We start from the raw sequence: 23186 nt of genomic DNA on the forward strand, positions 1-23186 counted from the left end.
CTAGAATTTGTGCTATAATTTTATTGTACTGTTTTTAAATGAAATAAGTAATTATTTTTAAGAATCGTTAAGAGGTGTTTGATTATGTTGATTGAATCGAAAAGTTATGAGAAAGAAGTAGAAAAGCTATTAAATGTGAAGCTTACTAAAAAAGAAAAAGAAAGAATAAAAATTGCCTATGAATTGGCTGAAACATCTCATAGTGGTCAATTTAGGGATTCTGGTGAGGAATTTTTTGAGCATCCAAAAAGTGTTGGATTGATACTCGCAGGTTTAAAAATGGATGTGGATACTATTATAGCTGGTCTTTTGCACGATGTAGTTGAAGATTGTGGTGTTTCAATAGATAAAATAAAAGATCTTTTTGGGATCGATGTTGCTAATATAGTTTCAGGTGTCACTAAGATTAGCAATTTAAAGCTCAATGAGCGGCTAAACGAAAATGACATGAAATCTTTAGAAAAAGTAGAAACTATCAGAAAGATGCTTTTTGCTATGTCTGAGGATATAAGAGTCATAATCGTTAAATTGGCAGATAGATTACATAACATGAGAACTTTAGAATTCGTCGATAGAAAAAAGCAGATAGCCAAGGCCGACGAAACTTTAAAAATATACGCACCTATTGCCCATAGATTGGGTATCTATAAGATGAAGGAAGAGTTGGAAGATTTGTCTTTTCGGTATTTGTATCCTGAGACATATTTTGATCTAAAGACGAAAATCGAGGAAAAAATTAGACTTGGGCAAAATCGATTGAACGAATACGCGCAGATTATTAAACAAGAGCTTGATAATCAGAAAATTAAAGCGACGGTTGAAGGTCGCTCTAAGCATTTATATAGTATATGGGATAAGATGATTCGAAAAGGAAAAACTTTAGATGAAATATATGACTACATAGCTCTTAGGATAATTACTGAAGATCAGAATAAATGCTATGCTGTGTTGGGAATAATTCATTCTATTTGGTCCCCTGTTCCAGGTAGAATAAAAGATTACATTGCAACCCCTAAATTCAATGGTTATAAATCCCTGCATACCACCGTTATAACCCATAAAGGAGATCCTTTGGAAATTCAAATTCGAGATTGGGAAATGCATGAAGAAGCTGAATACGGCTTAGCTGCCCATTGGGTCTATAAAGAGGGTGTTAGTCAGGAAAAATTGAAATTTTTAACTGATCTTATGGAATTACATAGGTATATTGCTCAAAATGCTTTTGAATTGAAAGATATCGAAACGAATCTTCTTTCAAAAGAAACTTTTGTATTTACACCAAAGGGAGAAATAATCCATTTACCAAGAGGAGCAACACCTATTGATTTTGCTTTTGCTATTCATACTGAGGTTGGCAATCATTTTTCTGGAGCGAAAGTCAACGGTAAATTAGTCCCTATTTCATACAAATTACAGACTGGGGACATAGTAGAGATATTGATCAATAGGAATTTTCAAGGACCTAGTATTGATTGGTTAAAATATGCTCATTCTCCCAAGACTATATCAAAGATAAAAAAATATTACAGGCAAAAAAACGAAGTGGAGTTAATAGAAAGAGGCAAAGACAAGTTTAGAGAGCTGTCTAAAAAACTTAATTTTTCTATGGATGAAATTCTCGAGAAATTGAAAGAAATAGGATTTTATATTAAATACAATATAAAAAGTGACGACGAATTTTTCATTAAGTTATCTTTAGAAGATATCAGTATTAATACTATTAGAAATATTTTTACCCTCAATGAAAAAGAAGAGGAAACAATCACTACGGTCGAAAAAACTAATTCAAGTAGGAAAGGGATCTCCGTTCTTGTTGATGGTGAAGAAGGAGTCGAAAGTTATTTTGCTAAATGTTGTATGCCTGTTCCAGGTGATGAAATTATTGGTGTGATAACCCGTAGAGGCATCGGCATACATAGAAAAGATTGTAATAATATTCAGGATATTGATGATAGTAAGAAGGTAAATGTTGAGTGGAACGAACTCAATCAAAACAAATTTTCTACGGTATTAATGATTGATGTGGAAAGTAAAAATGTCTTAAATAACGTTAGAAATGTTATAAATAATGAAGGGGGACATATTGAAAAATTCGAAATGACAAATAATTCTAATTATCTTAATATTAGGATATATTTAGCTGTTCAGAATTTAAAGCATCTGAGTCTTTTGAGTAATAAATTGAAAAATTCTAAAGGTGTTTATTCTGTTAGGAGGGTATAATTTGAGGGCAGTGGTTCAAAGAGTATCACAAGCTTCCGTAACCATTTCTGATAACATTGTTGCTCAAATAGAAAAAGGTCTCCTGGTTTTCTTGGGCATTTCGAAAATTGATCAAGTATCAGATATTAGTTGGATGGCTGATAAGATTGTAAATCTTAGAATTTTTGAAGATGATCAAAATAAAATGAATAGATCTTTATTAGATATTATGGGGGATATGATCGTTGTCTCTCAATTCACTTTATATGGTGATTGTAGAAAAGGAAGGAGACCATCCTTCACTGATTCGGCAACTCCTGAGAAAGCTAAAGTTCTTTACGATAATTTTCTTTCCTATCTTAAAGAAAAATACCCTATAAACGTTCAACAAGGTGAGTTTCAAGCTCATATGAAAGTAAATATTGTCAACGATGGTCCAGTGACTTTACTTTTAGATTCTCAAAAGTTGTTTTGAATTTAACAAATATCTTTGATTGGAGGGATTTTATGAAAGAGTTAGAAGTTACCGTTTTTGTCTACAACGAAGATCCTTTTGAAGCACACATTTCATCGGAAGGTGTAGAATCAGGAGTTAATCAATCTAATGTGCATAAAATATATTTAGGTTATGAAAAACCTCAAAAAGGAGTCGTTGTTAAATTCAAACTACCTAACGGCGAGAAAAAATACATTAGGGGTGAATAGATGATTCTATTTCATTTGGAAAGAGTTAGTGAGAATACTTTCTAATTCATTTAAGAAGGGAGAAATGTTTTAGGTTGTGAAATAATTGTAGTATGCAATACACACTTGAGAATAATTAAAAAACGCGACGAACGAAAGAAAACACTTTAAGAGGGTTAAAGGAAAATAAGGAAAGAAAAAACTAAAATATTGGATAATTGCACAAAGGTAACTCAGAAAATAACCATTCAATTAGAGTACCTTTCTTGTAAGCTTCCTTGGAGTATGGAAGAAATTTTTTGATATATTTAAGAGCCTTAAAAACAATAACTTAGTTCAAATAAAAAGAACTAAACTCCTTGTTCTAATCGATCATATCGATTAGAACAAGGAATATTTAAATTCAGAAGGTTCTTTCATATAATCAGAGTAGACGAAATCGAAGTAGAGTAGATAAGAGTTACCGTATAATTACATTTGTACGATCTCCTTTTTCGGCGATTTTTTAAAATCGAAAGATGAGGGTTGGATAAGAAAAAACTTGATAGGCCTGGTTTATAACCGATCTCATCTAGCTTCATTTTCGTGTATTGAACGTTAAAAGACAGTTTGACTGGCGGTAGGGAGGAAGAAATTATGTTCAAGATTATTATAAAGCTTATTGGAATCAGATGGCCTATTTTTATTACACTAATTTTATCTATCCATAAAAGAAATAAAAGGCTCAAAGCATTGGATAAGCTTGTGTGGAAAAAATCATCTTTGCTTAAGCCGGAAGAAATGTTGAAAGAGCGTCCATTTGATCCATACTATTATCAAAGAGAAGAAGACAAAATGATTAGTGAAAGTTTGAATATTAAGGAAAATATACTCATAAAGGGACCTCCATTAAGTGGTAAAACTAGAGCAGCCTATCAAGCTCTGATTAATTTAAAGGCTCCATATAGTGTAATAATCGCAGGATGCAATGGCATAGACAAGGAGATCTCACTCCCCCACTCTCTAGCGTTTTGGAGACCAAAAATTCTGTTTATTGATGATTTGCATAGATTTGTAGATCAAGAAAATTTTGAGCATTTTTTTAGAATCTCAAAAAAGAACAATGTGTTTATTATTGCTACTTGTCGCTCAGGATTAGAAGAAAAAAAAGTAAAACAGAAGATGCTAAGTAAGAATATAAATTCAGAAACTATATTCGAGAGGGAGATAGAGCTTAACAAAATACCAACGGCGGAAGGGAAAAAGATTGCCTCTGAAGTTAATAAAAAGTGGGAGGAAATTAAATTTGATGGAACTATAGGATCTATTTTCATGCCTTTGGATAAGTTGGAAAAAAGATTTGAAACTTTTGAATCAGTTGAGAAGAATATTTTAAAAGCGCTAAAAAAGCTATACATATGTGGATGTTATAAAGGAAACTTGCTCTTTCCTCTAGAATGGGTGAAAATCGTCTCTAAAAAAGATGGTTTAAAAATAAAAGATTTTGAATGGACTGATCATATCAAGACTCTAGAAGAGAAAGGATTCGTTAAATTAATAAAAGATAATCAAATTTGGGTTGACGAGGCATATTTAGACTATGTAATTAAACTAGAAACAACAATAACAGAATTAAACGTATTTGAAATTATGGTCTCAGCTTTTTCAAAGGTTCCTGACGTATTATTTAAAATTAAAAACAGAGCACAGGAATTAGCTGATATTCAATTAGAAGAAGAAAAATCAAAGTATTTGAAAGTAGTAATCAAAACCTACAAAGAAACTCTTAAAGAATATACTCTTGAGCATTTTCCAGAAGAGTATGCAATGGTGCAGAAAAATCTTGGTGATACATACACCAAACTTGCTAAAATAGAAGCAACATCAGAGAATGGGGAGAATGCAATCAAAGCCTACGAAGAAACCCTTAAGGTGTATACTCTTGAGCGATTCCCAATAGATTATGCAATAGTACAAAAAAATCTTGGTGATGCATATACCAAGCTTGCCGGGCTTGAAAAGGCATCAGAGAATTGTAAGAATTCAATCAAATCCTACAAAAAAACCCTTAAGGTGTATACTCTTGAGCGATTCCCAATAGATTATGCAATAGTACAAAAAAACCTTGGCGATGCATACACCAGATTGGCAAAAACTGAAACGACATCAGAGAATTGCAAGAATGCAGTTAAAGCCTACGAAGAAGCACTTAAAGTGTATACTCTTGAGCGATTTCCAGAAGACTATGAAATGATTCAAATAAATCTTGTAGATGCATACACTAAGCTTGCTGGGGTAGAGGCAACAAAAGGGGATTGGGAGAATGTAATAAAAGCTTACGAGGAAGCTCTTAAAGTTCGGATTCTTAAACGGTTTCCAGAAGATTATGCAATCACACAAAAAAATCTTGTGGATGCATACATTAAGCTTGCTAAAATAGAAACAACATCAAGGAAATGGAAAAATGCAATCAAAACTTATGAAGGAGCCCTGAAAGTTGGGATTCTTGAGCAATTTCCTGAAAAGTATGCAATCACACAAAAAAATCTTGTGAATGCATACACTAGACTGGCAAAAGCTGAAACGACTTCAGAGAATTGCAAGAATGCAGTCAAAGCCTGCGAAGAAGCACTGAAGGTTGAAATTTTAGAGCGATTCCCAGAAGAGTATGAAATGATTCAAATAAATCTTGTGGATTCATACACCAAGCTTGCTGAGGTAGAGGCGACAAAAGGGAATTGGGAGAATGCAATAAAAGCCTACGAGGAAGCGCTAAAAGTTGGGATTCTTGAGCAATTTCCTGAAAAGTATGCAATCACACAAAAAAATCTTGTGGATGCATACACTAGGCTGGCAAAAATTGAAGCGATATCAGGGAATTCCAAGAATGCAATAAAAGCCTACGAGGAAGCGCTAAAAGTTGGGGTTCTTGAGCAATTTCCTGAAGAGTATGCAATCACACAAAAAAATCTTGGGGATGCTTACGCCAGACTTGGATGGGTTGATGCGACATCAGAGAATTGCAAGAATGCTATCAAAGCCTATGAAGAAGCAATGAAGGTTGGGAGTCTTAAAGGAGACACGGGGGAGTATGCAATCACACAAAAAAATCTTGTGGATGCATACACCAGCCTTGCTAAAATTGAAAAGGCATCAGAGGATTGGAAGAAAGCAATCAAAGCTTATGAAGACGCACTGAAAGTTGGGATTCTTGAGCGATTCCCAGAAGAGTATGCAATGGTGCAAAAAAACCTTGGAGATGTGTACAACAACCTTGTTAAAATAGAAAAGACACCAGAGAATTGGGAAAGAGAAATCAAAGCCTATGAAGGAGCATTGAAAGTTGGGAGTCTTAAGCTATCTTCGCTAGAATATGCAATGATTCAAAAAAACCTAGGGGATGCATACTCCCAACTGGCTAAACTACGAACGACATCAAGGAATTGGGAGAATGCAATCAAAGCCTATGAAGAAGCTCTGAAAGTTGGGATTCTTGAGCGATTCCCAGAAGAGTATGCAATGGTGCAAAAAAACCTTGGAGATGTGTACAACAACCTTGTTAAAATAGAAAAGACACCAGAGAATTGGGAAAGAGAAATCAAAGCCTATGAAGGAGCATTGAAAGTTGGGATTCTTAAGCTATCTTCGCAAGAGTATGCAATGATTCAAAAAAACCTAGGGGATGCATACTCCCAACTGGCTAAACTACGAACGACATCAAGGAATTGGGAGAATGCAATCAAAGCCTATGAAGAAGCTCTGAAAGTTCGAATTCTTAAACGGTTTCCAGAAGATTATGCAATGGTTCAAAAAGGTCTTGTGGATGCATACATTAAGCTTGCTAAAATAGAAACATCATCAAGGAATTGGAAAAATGCAATCAAAGATTATGAAGAAGCGCTGAAAGTTGGGATTCTTGAGCGATTCCCGGAGGAATATGCAATGGTTCAAAAAAACCTAGGGGAAGCATACAACAACCTTGTTAAAATAGAAAAGACACCAGAGAATTGGGAGAGAGAAATCAGAGCCTATGAAGAAGCATTGAAGGTTGGGATTCTTGAGCGATCTTCAGAAGAGTATGCAATGGTTCAAAAAAACCTAGGGGATGCATACATCAAGCTTGCTGGAGTAAAGGCAACAAAAGGGAATTGGGGGGCGGCAATAAAAGCCTATGAAGGAGCCTTGAGAGTTGGGATTCCTGAGCTATCGCCGGAAGAGTATGCAATCACACAAAAAAATCTTGGGGATGTATACTTCCAACTGGCTAAACTACAAACGACATCAGAAAATTGGAAGAAAGCAATCAGAGTCTATGAAGGAGTTTTGAAAGATGGGATTCTTGAGCGATTCCCGGAAGAATATGCAATCACACAAAAAAATCTTGTGGATGCATTCACCAGCCTTGCTAAAATTGAAAAGGCATCAGAGGATTGGAAGAATGCAATCAAAGCCTATGAAGACGCACTGAAAGTTGGGATTCTTGAACGATTCCCAGAAGAGTATGCAATGGTGCAAAAAAACCTTGGAGATGTGTACAACAACCTTGTTAAAATAGAAAAGACACCAGAGAATTGGGAAAGAGAAATCAAAGCCTATGAAGGAGCATTGAAAGTTGGGAGTCTTAAGCTATCTTCGCTAGAATATGCAATGATTCAAAAAAACCTAGGGGATGCATACTCCCAACTGGCTAAACTACGAACGACATCAAGGAATTGGGAGAATGCAATCAAAGCCTATGAAGAAGCTCTGAAAGTTGGGATTCTTGAGCGATTCCCAGAAGAGTATGCAATGGTGCAAAAAAACCTTGGAGATGTGTACAACAGCCTTGCTAAAATAGAAAAGACATCAGAAAATTGGGAGAATGCAATCGAAGCCTATGAAGGAGCCTTGAAAGTTGAGAGTCTTAAGCGATCTTCGCGGTGGTATGCCAAAGCGCAAAAAAGTCTTGTAGATGCCTATATCAAACTAGCTGAGGTAGAGGTAACAAAAGGGAATTGGGGGAATGCAGTCAAAGCCTATGAAGGAACCTTGAGGGTTGAGATTCTTAAGCTATATTCGGAAGAATATACAATGGTTCAAAAAGGTCTTGTGGATGTCTATATCAAACTAGCTGAGGTAGAGGTAACAAAAGGGAATTGGGGGAATGCAGTCAAAGCCTATGAAGGAGCCTTGAAAGTTGGTATTCTTGAGGGATCGCCGGAAAAGTATGCAAAGGTTCAAAAAGGGCTTGTGGATGTCTATATCAAACTAGCTGAGGTAGAGGTAACAAAAGGGAATTGGGGGAATGCAGTCAAAGCCTATGAAGGAGCCTTGAAAGTTGGTATTCTTGAGGGATCGCCGGAAGAGTATGCAAAGGTTCAAAAAGGTCTTGTGGATGTCTATATCAAACTAGCTGAGGTAGAGGTAACAAAAGGGAATTGGGGGAATGCAGTCAAAGCCTATGAAGGAGCCTTGAAAGTTGGTATTCTTGAGGGATCGCCGGAAGAGTATGCAATGGTTCAAAAAGGTCTTGTGGATGTCTATATCAAACTTGCTGAGGTAAAGGCAACAAAAGGGAATTGGAGGGCGGCAATAAAAGCCTATGAAGGAGCCTTGAAAGTTGGTATTCTTGAGCTATCGCCGGAAGAGTATGCAATCACAAAAAAAAATCTTGGGGATGCGTACATCAAACTTGTCGACGTTGAAACGACATCAGAGAATTGTGAGAAGGCAATTAAAGCCTATGAGGAAGCACTTAAGGTGTATATTCCTCAACGGTACTCAAGTGATTACGCAATGGTTAAAAAAAACCTAGGGGATGCATACTCCCAACTGGCAAAACTACAAATGACATCAGGGAATTGGTGGAATGCAATCAAAGCTTATGAAGAAGCACTTAAGGTGTATATTCCTCAACGGGACTCAAGAGATTACGCAATGGTTAAAAAAAACCTAGGGGATGCATACTCCCAACTGGCAAAACTACAAATGACATCAGGGAATTGGTGGAATGCAATCAAAGCTTATGAAGAAGCACTTAAGGTGTATATTCCTCAACGGGACTCAAGAGATTACGCAATAGTGCAAAAAAACCTGGGGGATGCGTACATCAAGCTTGCCGACGTTGAAACGACATCAGAGAATTTTGAGAATGCAATCAAAGCCTATGAAGAAGCACTTAAGGTGTATACTCCTCAACAGTATCAAGGAGATTATGCAACGGTTAAAGAAAACCTTGGGGATGCATATTCCCAACTAGCTAAACTAGAAGCTGCATCGGAAAATTGGAAGAATGCACTCAAAGCATACAAGGAAGCACTTAAAATATTTAAAGAAGAAAAATTTCCTTGGGAAATAATTGATTTAATAGAGTCGAAAATTTCCAAAGTGCAGGAAATTTTATATGAAAAATAGTCTTAGTTTTAACTAAAATTCACATTTAGGGGCTGAAAACTAAAGAATACAATTACAGTTTACAAGGAAGCACAAAATATATAAAGATAAGCTTTTTTGGAGGTTAGAGCTATAGGACATGAGGAAAAAATTGTTGGAAAATAAAGGAAGTTGGAAGTACAACATAAGAGCTAAAAGAATTGTGTGTCTGTTAGAGAAAAACTCTTTGATGATTTATCGAAAAGCACTAGCATTCGTCCTTTTGAAGCACACATTTCAGCGGAAGGTGTAGAATCAGGAGTTAATCAATCTAATGTGCATAAAATATATTTAGGTTATGAAAAACCTCAAAAAGGAGTCGTTGTTAAATTCAAACTACCTAACGGCGAGAAAAAATACATTAGGGGTGAATAGATGATTCTATTTCATTCATAATTTCACTAATATCTATTGGAGAGAAGTGTAATATCTCCTTTTTTATAGTTTTAAAGGTATCGATAAAATATTTATTTTGGTTTCCGGTACTTATTTCTAGTGAACATTCTATTAGTGCAGCCATTAGATCAGAAGTTTTCACGTATGCTCCATAATCATTTTCGAATGGAGCATATATGTATTTTTCGTATTTTTTAATTTTCTCTTTCAAAGCAATTTTATCATTGTACCAGTCTTTAATGAAGTCTTTTTCTATTTCTCCAATTATTTCTTCTAAGCCTCGTACTTTTCTTTTAGTGGGGCTTATCACATCACCTGTAAATGCTTCAGGCAAATCATGTAGTATTGAAGCAATCATAATATCGTAAATTTCTTTCATTTGTAAATTAGCTTTTAGAGCTAAAAGATAAGAAATTAAAAAAACGAAAAAAGTATGTGAAGCTACAGAACTTTTAATATTTCTATGATTTTTGTTCCATCTTATCATAGTCACCAATCTTGTTGATATTTCTAACAATTCATTAGCTAATTCTTCTATCTCTTTTTTATCTTGTATATCCATTTTTTTTATTTTCGTTTGGTTTTTTATTTTAGGTTCAGTGTAGTATTCAGGAAAGACTCTTTCGTTAATACTTGCTTCTTTTTGAGCGACGAGAAGGTTTATCATTCTAACTTTTTTTTCTATTTCTTCATCAAAGGCATAATGAATTAATAGTTTTGATCTAATATCGATATCAAAATAAGATTCTACTTCTTTGTAGGTTTTGTTAATCACTTCATCCCAAAGTTTTTTGCCTTTTTCTTCAATTTTGCTTTTGGTAGCCAATGATATGTCTGATAATCTTATTTTGGGAATTGCTTCATATATTTTGTTGTGAAGTATTTTTACCAAATTTTCCTTAGATTCTTCGGAGAATACAAATATACTTAAAAGAAGGTTGTTGTATATGTTGTCGGATTCGCTAAATCTTACAATTGCAGGATTGTTGTTCCATCTGTAGACTGTAAACAAATTAGAACTTTCTAAAAGAAAATTACCAATGTTCATTTAATCACCTTCTTAATTGATTCAATATTTCGCTTGTGTATTTCTTAATTATTTTAACACATTTTTTAATTTATGATTATTTGAATTGATGGTATAATTTATTTTGTGCTTAGAATAGTGAAATGAGAAAGGGGTTTATATGTGAAAAGTATTTTCATCGCTGGAATTTCCGGATCAATTGGTCAACAGGCTATAGAAGTGTTAAATAGCGGGTGGTTTAAAGACAATTTTAAGATAGTAGGAGGATCTGTTTATAAGAGTTGGGATAAATTAAAAGAAGCCATCGATAAATACGATCTGATTAGTGCTGGGATAGTTGAAAATATTGAAAATATGCCCAAAACTTTTAATGGTTGTCGCATTTTTACTGGCGCCGATGCAGTTGAAAGGAGCATGGAGTTTTGTAATCCTGATTACTCTCTGATCGCTACTTCTGGTTTTTCTGGGGTTAAAAACACCTTAAAGGCTTTAGAAGTTTCCCAGCGGGTCTGTTTGGCGAATAAAGAATCGATTGTGTGTGGTGGAAATTATGTTTTGGATTATGCTAGCAATCTCAAAAAAGAGATAATCCCTGTTGATAGCGAACACAGTGCGATATTTCAACTTTTGATGGGTGAAACCTCGACTCCAGAGAAGATTATATTAACGGCTAGCGGTGGAGCTTTAAGAGATTACCCAGTTGAAACCCTTGAAAATGTTCCAGTGGAAGAAGTATTGAACCATCCCGTTTGGTCGATGGGGAAAAGAATAACCGTTGATTCTGCATCGATGGTAAATAAGTCTCTTGAATTATTTGAAGCTTTTCATTTATTCAAAATAAACAATATCGAGGTTGCCATCAACAGAAACAGTAGGATTCATTCTATGGTTCAATTTTCTGACGGAGTAATTAAGATGCATTACGGTGTAGCAGATATGAAAATTCCAATAGCTTTTTCGATTTCTTATCCTGAACGAAATTTTGTTTTTGAAAAACCTGATTTATTTTCAGAGAAGATATATTTTGAGAGAGTAGATTTCAATAGATTCCCCGCTTTAAAATTAGCTTATAGCATTCTTGGGAAGGCCCCATTACAAAATGCATTTAACGCCGCAGATGAGGTTGCAGTGGATAGTTTTTTAAAAGGTACAATTAAATTTGGAGATATTTATCGTGTGATATACAAAACGGTAAATGAGGTGCAAACCCAGTATTCTTTTGCAAATAACTTGAGTTTTAATGATTTTGATGATATACTTAAAGTGGATAAAATCAGTAGAAATATAGCGAAAAAATATATTATGGAGGTTATCGAATGACGGTTTTATTATCAATTATTTGGTTTTTGATTATCATATCCGTTATTGTAGTTGTTCATGAATTCGGACATTTTATTTTTGCGAAAATTTTTAAGACGAGAGTTGAAGAATTCTCTATTGGATTTGGGCCTGCATTATTCAAGATTCCTGGTAAAGAAACCACATTTCGCTTCAATATCATTCCATTGGGTGGTTATGTTAGATTGGCTGGTGAGGAAGTATTAGAAGAAGGTTATACTGATACTGATCCTGCACTGTTTTACAACAAAAAACCTTTCCAGAAATTTTTGATAGCTTTTGCAGGGCCCTTGTTTTCTTTCCTTTTAGGTTATTTTCTTTTTGTTGGAATAGCTGGTGTTTATGGTTTTCCAGAGGTAATGGTTGAAAGATTAGGAAGGGACAGCGTTGCTCTCCAAGCTGGTCTTGAGCCCGGTGATATCATTAAAACAGCAAATGGTGAGTATGTATTTAACCCTTCGATTTTAGAGATGGAAATAGCTTCTGGGAAACCGTTAGAGTTAACTGTTATAAGAAACGGAGAGGAAGTTAATGTTACATTGATTCCAGAGCTTACCAACGATAGGGCAATTTTCACTTTTTATGATATTGAAAACGCCGAATTGCTCAATTTGAAAAACAAAGAGATTGTTTCACTAAATGGTGAAGAAGATTTATATTTGGTAATGAGCCGAATGGAAAATGGTGATCCAATAGAAATACAGTTAGAAGATGGATCCGTTATTGAAGGTAAGTTAGCTCAATATTCTTATTTTCCCCCCACGTATGAAACAGGTATCGTGTACGCTACTTTTTCAAATGTTATAGCAAAAGGTAACGATTTTTTCCAACAGGGAGATAAAATAATTGAAATTAACGGAGTAGCAATTAATAATGGATCTGATTTGCAAAATATAATTTATCGAACCCAATTGAATACTGGAGAATTAATGTTCGCTGTTTCTGCTAAAGAAATTATTAATGAGTATAAGCCATTTAGTGACGATGCTCTTGAGGTGCTGGTAGAGAGAAACGGTCAGATAATTAATATTGATTTACCCAAAGAAGAATTTTTAGATTTCATCGTTCAGCCTGGGATTTTAGAGGTTCCATACGAAAATTGGCATCCTAAAGGGATTGAGGCTCTTACAGTCCCCATTCAATGGGCAAATAATTTGATTGCTTTAACGTTTAGATCTTTCGGGCAGTTGTTCACGGGTAGGTTAAGCGCTGATCAGCTCGCTGGACCGGTTGGAGCTGCTGCCATAATAGGGCAAGCAGCAATGATTGGTTTTGATGCTATTTTAAATTTAACCGCTTTAATAACTATCAGTTTAGGAGTTTTTAATTTGATTCCAATCCCTGGTTTAGACGGTGGCAGAATCGTTTTTTCTATTTATGAAATGATAACTAGAAAAAGGGTAAGTCCAAAAGTTGAGGCTATAGTGAATACGATAGGATTTTTATTCTTAATATTTTTGATGATCTTCGTCACTTATAACGATATAATGAGATTTTTCTAATGAGGTGTTCTAAATGTTCTCAGAAAAAGTAGTGGATGTTGGCGGGGTTAAAATTGGTGGGAAGTATCCCATCGTTATTCAAAGTATGACGAATACGGATACCGCTAATATTGAGCAAACATTGTTTCAAGTTGAACGATTGAAAAATTCAGGTGCCCAGATTGTAAGGGTATCGGTGAGAAGTAAGGATGACATTCAACCTTTTGGTGAAATCGTTAAGAAATCCCAAGTGCCTTTAGTTGCAGATATTCATTTTGACTACAGGTTAGCTATAGAATCTATTAAGGCCGGTGCTTCGAAAGTAAGAATAAACCCAGGCAACATTGGTTCAGATGTTAAAATACGAGAAATAGTTAAAGTTGCTAAAGAGTACAACGTCCCAATAAGGGTCGGATCTAATTCTGGTTCGATCGCTAAGGAATTTTCTGATTTACCTAGACATAAAGCATTGGCTGAAAGCGCTTTAAAAGAAGTTCGATTGCTAGAAAAAGAAGGTTTTTACGATATTGTCGTCTCTGTGAAATCTGTTGATGCTAAAGAAACTTTTGTTGCCAATCAATATCTTTCGAGGTTGATACCTTATCCTTTTCATATAGGAGTTACTGAAGCAGGTGTGTTTGAGGATGCAGTTATATTGTCATCAGCAGGTTTAGGTTCTTTGCTTATAAACGACATCGGAGATACAATCAGAATATCCATCAGCGGGGATCCGATCAGAGAAGTTGAATTGGCAAAAGATTTGCTAATAGCATTAGGCTTGAAAATAGGGGTAAGAGTAATAGCCTGTCCGACTTGTGCAAGGACGGAAATCGACGTTGAAGGATTAGCCTACGAAGTAAAAAAAATGTTAAAAGGTAAAGAGGTTAAAAAAAATATTACCGTAGCGGTCATGGGATGTGTTGTTAACGGTCCTGGTGAAGCTAAACACTCTGATATCGCCATAGTTGGAACCAAAAATTCATCAGCGGCTATTTTCCTTAAAGGGGAACTTTTCGGTACTTTTAAGAGAAGTGAGATAAGAGAGAAACTTTTTGAGATTATAGAAGAAATTCAGAATTCTTAATTAAAGAAGGGAATACTATGGAGATAGATCCCATTACCGGAAAAAAAATGGATAAAGAGATGAAAAAAAAGAAGATAAAAAAATCTAACGATCAAGATGTTACTGTTTCTGAGGTGAAAGAAAAAGAAGGATTTTTTGATGTATTAGTTGACACAAATATAAAAATTTCTGAAAGTGAGTTAAGGAGTTTGATTGACAATATTCTTAAACTGGGAAACAACTTTGTAAAATCTCCCACCCAATCTAATTTACGAGGATATAGGAATGCTATCAAAGATTTCCTTAAAAGATTGGAGAAACATTGGTATGTGATAAAAAACGATCTTGATTTTAAAAATTCAACACCGCAACTACATATGGTAGCCGAAGTAGTTGATGGCAAACTCATGGAATTGACTGATATGATTTTAAAAAGAGAGAAAAATACTTTAGTGTACGCGTCCAAAATTGATGAAATAAACGGATTGATTTTAGATTTGTACAAATAAAAGTTGTATAGAAGGTGTTTTTTTTGAGTGATTCATTTTTTTATGATACAATAGAAAAAATTCAATCGAAAATAGAAGTAATTAAGGCAAGTTCCATGTGTTTTGTTGCAGAAGATAATTTTATTTTAAATAATTTTAGAGATGAATTATTAAATTCAGTTTCAGCTTTCAATCAGTTAGATACATTAATTATTAAACCTTCTGGTGGAAATATTAAGATAGAGCAAGTTAGGGATGTGGAAGAGTTTTTAATGTATAAACCTAACTATGCAAAGGTGAAGGTTGTTTTTTTTGAGGATATTGATAGATTGAACATAGAAGCAGCAAATGCCGCACTCAAATTAATCGAAGAGCCTCCAGAATATGCTTTAGTATTTGGAACTACTACGAGATGGAATTATTTGTTACCAACCATAAAAAGTCGTTTTATAAGGTATGATCTTTCTATCCCTTCACTTTTGGTTGAAAATATTAATCGCAAATATGGTGAAATAGCGATTTATTTCAATTTTTTCCGACATTATGATTTGGGGGTTTTATTGTTTTTGAACGATGAAAGTACCGATGTTTCTAAAGTTAAAGATGAGGTCAAGAGGGTGCTTAACTTTTCATCCAACAATATCGATGAATTGATAAGCAATTTTAAATTATCTCTTGATTTGCCATACAACAAACTGAAGTTTTCTCTTTCATATTATAAATTGTGGAATATATTAATAAATTCAGACGATAAAGAGTTCTTTTATCTAATAAAAAATATTTCTCAAATAAAAAATGATGTTGAAAATTTATCTTTTTTAAGTAATATATCTTCTTTAGGTGCTATTTTGTTGAGAGATGCGATGGTATTTTTGAATTCTTCCAAATGGAAATTTTTTTGGAACAACTCGTTAGTTTATTTCTTTGGCTTAAATGAACATATTGTTAATTTAGAGCAAATTAAAGATAATATATCATATTTGAATAGGGTATCTACGATGAGATTGGCTAACTTTAACTTTGAAATGGAAATATTTACCCATTTTTTTAGAATTAAAAGATGCTTTATTAGAACCATTAAATAATAATACAATGGGAGTGAAATCTTTTGATAGATCTTGAAGCTGAAGTTTATGGGGTAGAGTTGGAAAAGTTAGGTCCCATATATTACTATAATTATATAGGAATTGAAAAAATCAATATATTTGATTATGTTTTGGTTCAAACAGAAAATGGAATAGAAGTTGGTAGGGTTGTGTTGGGCCCTGTTACAATGAGGTTTGAAGAAATAGGCTATGAACCCAACTCAATTATTAGAAGGGTTTCAGACGAAGACAAACAACAAGTAGAAGACAATGTTAAACTAGCCGAAGAAGTTGCACAATATGCAAAACAGATGGTTAGAGAATTAGGATTAAAAATGAGGATTCTTGATGCCGATTTTACTTTTGATAGATCAAAATTGGTAATTTACTTTGGTTCCGATGTTAGAATCGATTTCAGAGAATTGGTAAAGATATTAGCTAAAAGGTACAAAACAAGAATAGAACTTAAACAAGTAGGAGCTAGGGATGAAGTAAAGAAGATTGGATCAATTGGCTTATGTGGACAAGAGGCTTGTTGTAGCAGATTTCTGAGAGATTTTTCTTCTATAAAGATGGAGCTAGCTAAAACCCAACGGATGATGATTAACACAGCTAAAATTTCGGGTAGATGTGGTAAGCTTCTTTGTTGTTTGAAATATGAAAATGATTTTTATAAAGAAGTCCTTAAAAATGTGCCGAATGAGAACTCTACAATAGAATACGATGGAAAGCCAGCTAGAGTTGTAACGGTCAACGTGTTCTTGAAAGAAGTCTCGCTACAAGTAATAGAAGAAAATCAACCAATCTTAATCAAAGTTCCTTTTTCCTATTTCAACAATGGTAACTCTCAAAACGGGTGATCATATGAAAACAATTGCAGCTGTATTCATAACAATCGGTATTTTGTTTTTAATAATAGGGTTAATGTTTGCATTTAATATAAAACTTGGTAGACTCCCCGGAGATATAATAATAAAAAGAGAAAATTTCGTTTTATATATTCCTATTACAACGATGCTTATTGTTAGTGGATTAGGCACATTACTATCAATTATCATTCGAAGATTTTTCTAATAATGAATGTAAATTCCTTGGAGGTGTATTCGTTGAAAAAAAGTTTAAAAGAACTAAAAAACTTGTCGGTTATCGCCAGAGGAGATATATTGAAGATGACCACTGTGGCTAATTCTGGTCACCCCGCAGGGTCTATGTCTTCTATTGATATGTTTTTATCGGTTTTAAATAGGGCAAATATATTCCCAGATGATCCGTTTAATCCAGATAGAGACAGGATCGTGGTTAGTCATGGTCACACTTCACCAGGATTCTATGTGGCTTTAGCAAGGATGGGCTTTGTAGACATAGAAGAAGTTATTTCAGGATTCAGATATGCTGGGAGCATATTTGAAGGGCATGTTACCCGTGGAATACCTGGTGTTGAGTGGTCAACAGGCAATTTAGGTCAAGGTTTATCAGCTGGGATTGGAATGGCTTTGGCAGCAAAAAAGAGGGGAAAAGACTATAGAGTTTACGTATTTAGTAGTGATGGAGAAAGCTCAAAAGGGCAAATTGCAGAAGCTCGAAGAACTGCCATAAAAGAAGGCTTAAATAACCTAATAGTATTACTTGATTACAACGATATTCAAATATCTGGAAGAGCCAGAGATATCTTATCAGTAAATATAGTTGGAGAATATGAAGCGGCTGGCTGGAACGTTATAGAAATCGATGGACACAATTTTGATCAAATCAATAAGGCTTTAGAAGTAGCTGAAAATGAACCATTAAGGCCAACTGTGATTGTAGCTAAGACGATTATAGGGAAAGGAGTTTCTTTTATGGAAAACACCCCAACCTATCACGGTAAAGCACTCACTAAAGAACAGCTAAGTAAAGCTTTAGAAGAATTAGGTTTAGAAAACGATGTGGAAAAGTACATTGAAAAAAGAAAAAATATGGCTTTAACTAGGGATAAACTAAGTTATCCAAATATTGAATTAAATGTTGAGACAGGACAACCTATAGTATATGGCAAGGGAGAAAAGGTTGCCAATCGTAATGCTTTTGGTAACGCTATTGCTGATCTTGCGAAACTGAACATGGAGAATTTTCCAGTAGTTGCGATCGATTGTGATCTGAAACCATCCGTTAATTTGGAAAAATTTGAAAAAGTCAATCCCGAAGGTTATATTCAAATTGGTATTGAGGAGCATAACGCAGCCACCATTGGAGGAGCATTGTCCGTTAGTGGAGCATTAACTTTTTTCGCTGATTTTGGGGTATTTGGCTTGGATGAGGCATTTAATCAGCAAAGATTAAACGATATTAATCACACTAATTTAAAGACTGTTGTCACCCACTGTGGTATCGATGTTGGAGAAGATGGTAAGACTCATCATGAAGTTAATTATATTGGGATAGTCAGAAGTTTATACCATACTAAATTGATCGTACCTTGTGATGCCAATCAAACTGATAAAGCGATTAGGTATGCTGCCAAAGTTCCTGGCAACTTTGTAATCGCTATGGGAAGATCTAACTTGCCAATCTTGTTAGATGAAGAGGGTAACGTTTATTACAATAACGATTATAACTTCGAGTATGGGAAGTTGGATGTTTTTAGAAAAGGTAGAGACCTAACAGTATTCACATATGGAAGCTTCGCTCATTTAGCGGTGGAAGCTGCTGATAAGTTGAAAGAAGAAGATATACATATTACAGTCATTGGTGTACCGACTCCTTTAGATTTTGACCTTACTCAAGTGAAAGAATACGTTGACAATACTATAGTATTAACCTTAGAAGATCACAACGTAGAAAATGGTTTGTCAAATGAACTGTCAAAAGCTATGATCAAAAATTCTATGAAACCTTCTTATTTTGAACCTATGGGATTAAAAGAATATGCACCGTCTGGAACAATCAAAGATTTGCTAAGGGTTCATGGATTTGATGTAGAATCGCTAGTAAAAAAGATGAAAGGATTAATTGAGAGCAAATGAAGCATGAGGATGATTTAAAATTAACCTTGCAAGAGGAACAAAATGTAAAAAAAGCAAAAAAGGAGCTCCTATTGCCACCATGCGTGAAAGAGAGCGTGTTGTTCGAAGCGTTGTGTCATAAATCATACGTTTTTGACAACGAAAATATTCAAAGAAAACTTGATTCTAATGAAAGGTTAGAATTTCTCGGAGATGCCGTTTTAGAGTTAGTTATCTCCGAGTTTCTTTACAATAATTATCACCTTTCTGAGGGAGAAATGTCAAAGGCGAGGGCTATAATAGGAAGCGAAATTATTTTAGCAGAAGTTGCTTTAAAGTTGAGGTTAGACGACTTTATTTTTTTAAGTAAAGGTGAAGACAAACAAGGTGGGCGAACGAAAAAGTCAATTTTATCTGACACTATGGAGGCTTTGTTTGCTTGTATTTATCTTAGCTGCGGTTATGAAAAGGCAAAGAAGTATATTATAAAAAACATGAAGGAGTACATCGAGAACGCTGTTGAAGGGAATATTTTTCTCGATTATAAGACGAAGTTACAAGAATTAACTCAAGAAAAAACAAAAAAATTGCCTGAATATGTGTTATTGAGTGCTTCTGGGCCCTCACATATGAAAAGATACAAGGTAGCAGTAAAATTAGATGATGAGATACTAGGAATAGGCGAAGGCTTTTCAAAAAAATTTGCGGAACAATTAGCAGCAAAAATTGCTTGTGAGAAGTTTTTGGATTCTATTGGTGGAAATGATGTCGTTGATTAAAGAAATTGAATTCGTTATTTTAAAGAACACATCTTCAGTTTCACTAACAGGGAATTATTGCTACCTGAACTGCAAACATTGTGGCCGCCATTATCTAAATAATATGGCAAGAGTAAAAGATATTGAAGATTTAGTAAAAAAAGGGTTCACTTCTTTTTTAATTAGTGGTGGATTATTGGAAGATAGAAAGGTCCCAATAACTAATTTTGCCGATACACTATATACTCTAAAAACTAAATACAATTTGAAATACAACGTGCATACAGGGTACGTAGATGAAAGTGACATACATGTTTTAAAAAAGATCGCGGATACCGTATCTTTTGATCTGGTTGGAGATCAGCAAACGGTAAAAGAGGTTTATGGGGAATTTGATTATGATAAGATGTGGACTTCTTTGGAATTACTTGTAAATAATGATTTCGTTGTTAAACCACATATTACCATAGGTTTGAATAAAGGAGAATTTTCTCATGAACAAAAAGCAATTGAAAAATTAAAGAAATTTGGAGATCGGATAGATGAAATTATATTTCTAGTTTTTATACCCACGGTTGGAACTGAATTCTATTCTTATCAACCTCCAAAAGTGGCTGAAGTTGTTTCTTTTCTTTCAAGGGTAAGAAACGATTTTTCACATAAAAAGTTAACCTTAGGTTGTATGCATCCTAAAGGGAAATATAGAGAAGAACTACAAACCGAGCTTTTGGGTATTGTAAATAAAATTGTTCAACCTATCGGCAAAGTTATAGAAAAAGCCGAAAGAGAAAATTTCCAGATTAGCTATAGTTACGAATGTTGTGCGTTCTCCTCCAACGGTCGGGTGGGGAGCGGGGCTAGAGGCGCTATATAAAGTTTTAGAGTTTCTAAAAGGCTGCATGATGAGTGGAGGTATATTGTAGAATGGATATTTTACCTTCTTACATGAAGTTATATGAATCAGGTGAACTTCATAGAAGACGTGATTATTTGATCAAACGCTTAGAAGAATGTGATCTTTGCCCTCGTCAGTGTAAAGTAAATAGGCTAAAAAATGTGGGATCTTGTAGGGTAGGGAATGAAATAAAAATTTCCGAATACGTTCTTTATCCGGGAGAAGAGCCTGTATTAAAAGGAGAAAATGGTGCAGGTGGTGTCTTCTTTAGCAATTGCACGATGAGATGTGTGTACTGTCAGAATTTCAATTTCAGTCAGTTGGGTTTCGGAAAGAAGATTTCTACTGAAGAGTTGGGAGAAATTTTCTTAAAATTGCAGAATGAAATGAAGGCCGCTAATTTAGATTTGGTAACAGCAACTCCATACTTACCTTTTATTTTTGATGCTTTAATATATGCAGTAGAAGGGGGATTTCGCTTGCCTATAGTATGGAACTCTTCATCTTATGAAAGTATAGAGACTTTGAAGTTAATGGAAGATGTCGTTGATATTTATTTGGCTGATATAAGGTATACTAGCAATATTGTGGGTAAACGATATTCAGGGGTAAAAGATTACTGGAGTAATGCCAAATTAGCTGTTAAAGAGATGTATCGTCAAATTGGAGAAACTTTTCTGGTAGATGAAAAGTCTAATATTTTAAAAAGAGGAATAATAATTCGTATTCTAGTATTACCGAATTTAATAAACCAAGCAAAAGAAGCCTTAAAATTCTTAAAGTATGAAATCTCGGAAAAGATACATGTCAGCTTAATGGACCAATATGTTCCGGTTTATAAGGCTAAAAATTATGAAAAGTTATCAAGATATTTATATAAATCAGAATATCAGGAAGTAGTCGATTATTTGTATGAATTAGGGTTTGAAAATGGTTGGATTCAGACTCACAATTTAAAAGTCAAGTATGATAGTCCCCTATTTAATTAAAAAAATTTTAAATATTTTCTATTTAAAAAATCCTCATTCAGTCATACTTCTAGGTTGAAAGTAGCAGTTGTTGTTTATTCAGGTTACTATTTCTCTTTTCCTTTTTAATTTTTTTGCTGTATAATTGCCATGAGCTCTCAGTTCTTGATTTTGTAATTTGTAATGATAGTCAGAATCATATTTTTTCCCACTCTTTACCAGTGAATATATTATTCTCAACAATTTTCCCGCTACGGCTAACACAGCAACAGTATGTGATTTACCTCGAGTACGTAGTTTCATGTAATAATTCTTGAAGTATTCATTGTTTTGAATAGCAACGATGGCAGCGATGTAAACAGCTTTTCTTAGGTATCTGTTACCTTTTCTATTGATGAACCAGCCTTTTTTCATTTGACCTGATTCCTCTGTACGAGGATCGATGCCAACGAAAGCCACCAGGGCAGAAGCAGAATAGAATCGGTTAATATCTCCTGTTTCTGCTACAATATTTAAAGCTGTTTCATTGAAACCATCAAGAGATTGTATTAATTCTACCTGGTTTTTAATTACATCGTTTGATGAATTGTTCAAAGTTTCTTTCAATTTTTCTTTGAAGAGCTTTTGATCTGATTCAAGTTTGAACAACAATTCTATTCTTTTTTGAAGAGCTAACTCATGCGCATCGTTGCCACTTGCTATTGAATTTTTAGAAAGTTCAATGATTTGGTCCAACTTATTTTCATCGAAATACAATTGATTATCTATCTTCATCGCATCAATAAGCTGTTTTTTGTTGGTTGTAGCGATCTTCCTTGCAGAAGGGAAGTTATACAATAAATTCATTAAACTCTTGATAAAGATATTAGATTGAAAAGATTCCAATTCAGGGAACAAAAGGTAGACATAACGTTTGATTTCATTCTTAACCCTTGAAATCTCCTCAGAAAGGTTAATGATCTCGCGAGAGTATTGAGTGAAATTATCTATCTCCTTAGAAGAAGGGATGTTGTCTGGATACTTTTCTTTCAGCCAAATGGAGATCAGCTTGGAATCAATGTTGTCGTTTTTAGAATGGCGAAGAGTTTCACTTTTTCTGAATTCTTTCAACAAAAGGGGATTAATGATATGGACATCATAATCGTGTTTAAGTAAATAAGAAAACAAATGTTGATGGTAAATAGAAGTGGATTCCATACCAATTATAATCTCTCTTTTGTTGAACTTTTTAAGAATTTTGTCGAAAGTGGTGAAACCACTCATATTCTGTTTGAATTTACCACTATCGATTTTGGTCCTACCTGAATCGGAGATGTAGTAATGAAAAGAGTTTTTAGAAATATCAATACCTACAAAATACATATTTTTTCACCTCGCTTTAGTATTGTTTGAGGATCCGCCTTTTGCAATCATCCTTCTAATACGGCCTT

At 34.3% G+C, this 23186-nt stretch carries 18 protein-coding genes; 16 read left to right on the forward strand and 2 right to left on the reverse strand.

Going from position 1 to position 23186, the window contains the following annotated elements; all coding sequences use genetic code 11:
* The first annotated feature begins 84 nt into the window (after positions 1–84).
* The 5 genes from PMOB_RS09940 to PMOB_RS09960 all read left to right on the forward strand — a co-directional run bounded on the left by PMOB_RS09940 (position 85) and on the right by PMOB_RS09960 (position 9651).
* Positions 85–2223 carry a RelA/SpoT family protein gene (locus tag PMOB_RS09940; RefSeq protein ID WP_012209717.1) on the forward strand — a complete coding sequence of 713 codons (2139 nt, stop codon included), beginning with the start codon at positions 85–87 and terminating at the stop codon, positions 2221–2223.
* 1 nt (position 2224) lies between these two features.
* The gene (gene dtd, locus PMOB_RS09945) at positions 2225–2677 is read left to right on the forward strand and encodes a D-aminoacyl-tRNA deacylase (protein ID WP_012209718.1); all 453 of its coding nucleotides are present in this window, start codon (positions 2225–2227) and stop codon (positions 2675–2677) included.
* 32 nt (positions 2678–2709) lie between these two features.
* Entirely contained in the window at positions 2710–2907 is a 198-nt protein-coding gene (locus PMOB_RS09950) for a hypothetical protein (RefSeq protein ID WP_012209719.1), read from the forward strand.
* A gap of 615 nt (positions 2908–3522) precedes the next feature.
* Positions 3523–9258, forward strand: a complete 5736-nt coding sequence (locus tag PMOB_RS09955) for a tetratricopeptide repeat protein (RefSeq protein ID WP_012209720.1) — start codon at positions 3523–3525, stop codon at positions 9256–9258.
* A gap of 183 nt (positions 9259–9441) precedes the next feature.
* Entirely contained in the window at positions 9442–9651 is a 210-nt protein-coding gene (locus tag PMOB_RS09960) for a hypothetical protein (RefSeq protein ID WP_012209721.1), read from the forward strand.
* Here the strand turns inward: PMOB_RS09960 and PMOB_RS09965 are convergent.
* Positions 9638–10720, reverse strand: coding sequence for a YfbR-like 5'-deoxynucleotidase (locus PMOB_RS09965; RefSeq protein WP_012209722.1), 1083 nt, complete (start codon positions 10718–10720; stop codon positions 9638–9640). The genes PMOB_RS09960 and PMOB_RS09965 overlap by 14 nt on opposite strands.
* A gap of 141 nt (positions 10721–10861) precedes the next feature.
* On the opposite strand from PMOB_RS09965, the gene dxr reads away from it, so the two are divergent.
* The 11 genes from dxr (at position 10862) to PMOB_RS10020 (ending at position 21777) form a co-directional block, all read left to right on the forward strand.
* On the forward strand, positions 10862–12019 hold the full coding sequence (dxr, locus tag PMOB_RS09970) for a 1-deoxy-D-xylulose-5-phosphate reductoisomerase (RefSeq protein WP_012209723.1): 1158 nt from the start codon (positions 10862–10864) through the stop codon (positions 12017–12019).
* Positions 12016–13539: a site-2 protease family protein gene (locus PMOB_RS09975; protein WP_012209724.1), complete on the forward strand. Its 1524-nt coding sequence runs from the start codon at positions 12016–12018 to the stop codon at positions 13537–13539. The genes dxr and PMOB_RS09975 overlap by 4 nt, the downstream gene beginning before the upstream one ends.
* A gap of 13 nt (positions 13540–13552) precedes the next feature.
* Positions 13553–14602: a flavodoxin-dependent (E)-4-hydroxy-3-methylbut-2-enyl-diphosphate synthase gene (ispG, locus tag PMOB_RS09980; RefSeq protein WP_012209725.1), complete on the forward strand. Its 1050-nt coding sequence runs from the start codon at positions 13553–13555 to the stop codon at positions 14600–14602.
* A 17-nt stretch (positions 14603–14619) separates the two neighbouring features.
* Positions 14620–15090, forward strand: coding sequence for a YaaR family protein (locus tag PMOB_RS09985; protein ID WP_012209726.1), 471 nt, complete (start codon positions 14620–14622; stop codon positions 15088–15090).
* Between the two features lie 23 nt (positions 15091–15113).
* Positions 15114–16154, forward strand: coding sequence for a DNA polymerase III gamma/tau subunits-like protein (locus PMOB_RS10360; RefSeq protein WP_012209727.1), 1041 nt, complete (start codon positions 15114–15116; stop codon positions 16152–16154).
* Positions 16155–16177: 23 nt separating this feature from the next.
* Positions 16178–17014, forward strand: coding sequence for a PSP1 domain-containing protein (locus PMOB_RS09995; protein ID WP_012209728.1), 837 nt, complete (start codon positions 16178–16180; stop codon positions 17012–17014).
* Between the two features lie 64 nt (positions 17015–17078).
* Entirely contained in the window at positions 17079–17228 is a 150-nt protein-coding gene (locus PMOB_RS10000; RefSeq protein ID WP_231282501.1) for a DUF2905 domain-containing protein, read from the forward strand.
* A 2-nt stretch (positions 17229–17230) separates the two neighbouring features.
* A complete protein-coding gene (locus tag PMOB_RS10005) occupies positions 17231–19156 on the forward strand; it encodes a transketolase (RefSeq protein ID WP_049755316.1) in 1926 nt (641 codons plus the stop codon).
* Positions 19153–19914: a ribonuclease III gene (rnc, locus tag PMOB_RS10010; RefSeq protein WP_012209731.1), complete on the forward strand. Its 762-nt coding sequence runs from the start codon at positions 19153–19155 to the stop codon at positions 19912–19914. Before PMOB_RS10005 ends, rnc begins: the two co-directional genes overlap by 4 nt.
* On the forward strand, positions 19901–20767 hold the full coding sequence (locus tag PMOB_RS10015; protein ID WP_012209732.1) for a radical SAM protein: 867 nt from the start codon (positions 19901–19903) through the stop codon (positions 20765–20767). The genes rnc and PMOB_RS10015 overlap by 14 nt, the downstream gene beginning before the upstream one ends.
* Before the next feature lie 50 nt (positions 20768–20817).
* Entirely contained in the window at positions 20818–21777 is a 960-nt protein-coding gene (locus PMOB_RS10020; protein WP_012209733.1) for a radical SAM protein, read from the forward strand.
* A gap of 78 nt (positions 21778–21855) precedes the next feature.
* On the opposite strand, the gene PMOB_RS10025 is transcribed toward PMOB_RS10020, so the two are convergent.
* Positions 21856–23118 carry an IS110 family RNA-guided transposase gene (locus PMOB_RS10025; protein ID WP_012208365.1) on the reverse strand — a complete coding sequence of 421 codons (1263 nt, stop codon included), beginning with the start codon at positions 23116–23118 and terminating at the stop codon, positions 21856–21858.
* Positions 23119–23186: the final 68 nt, after the last annotated feature.

This window comes from Petrotoga mobilis SJ95, from assembly GCF_000018605.1.
In the GTDB taxonomy this organism is placed as follows: domain Bacteria; phylum Thermotogota; class Thermotogae; order Petrotogales; family Petrotogaceae; genus Petrotoga; species Petrotoga mobilis.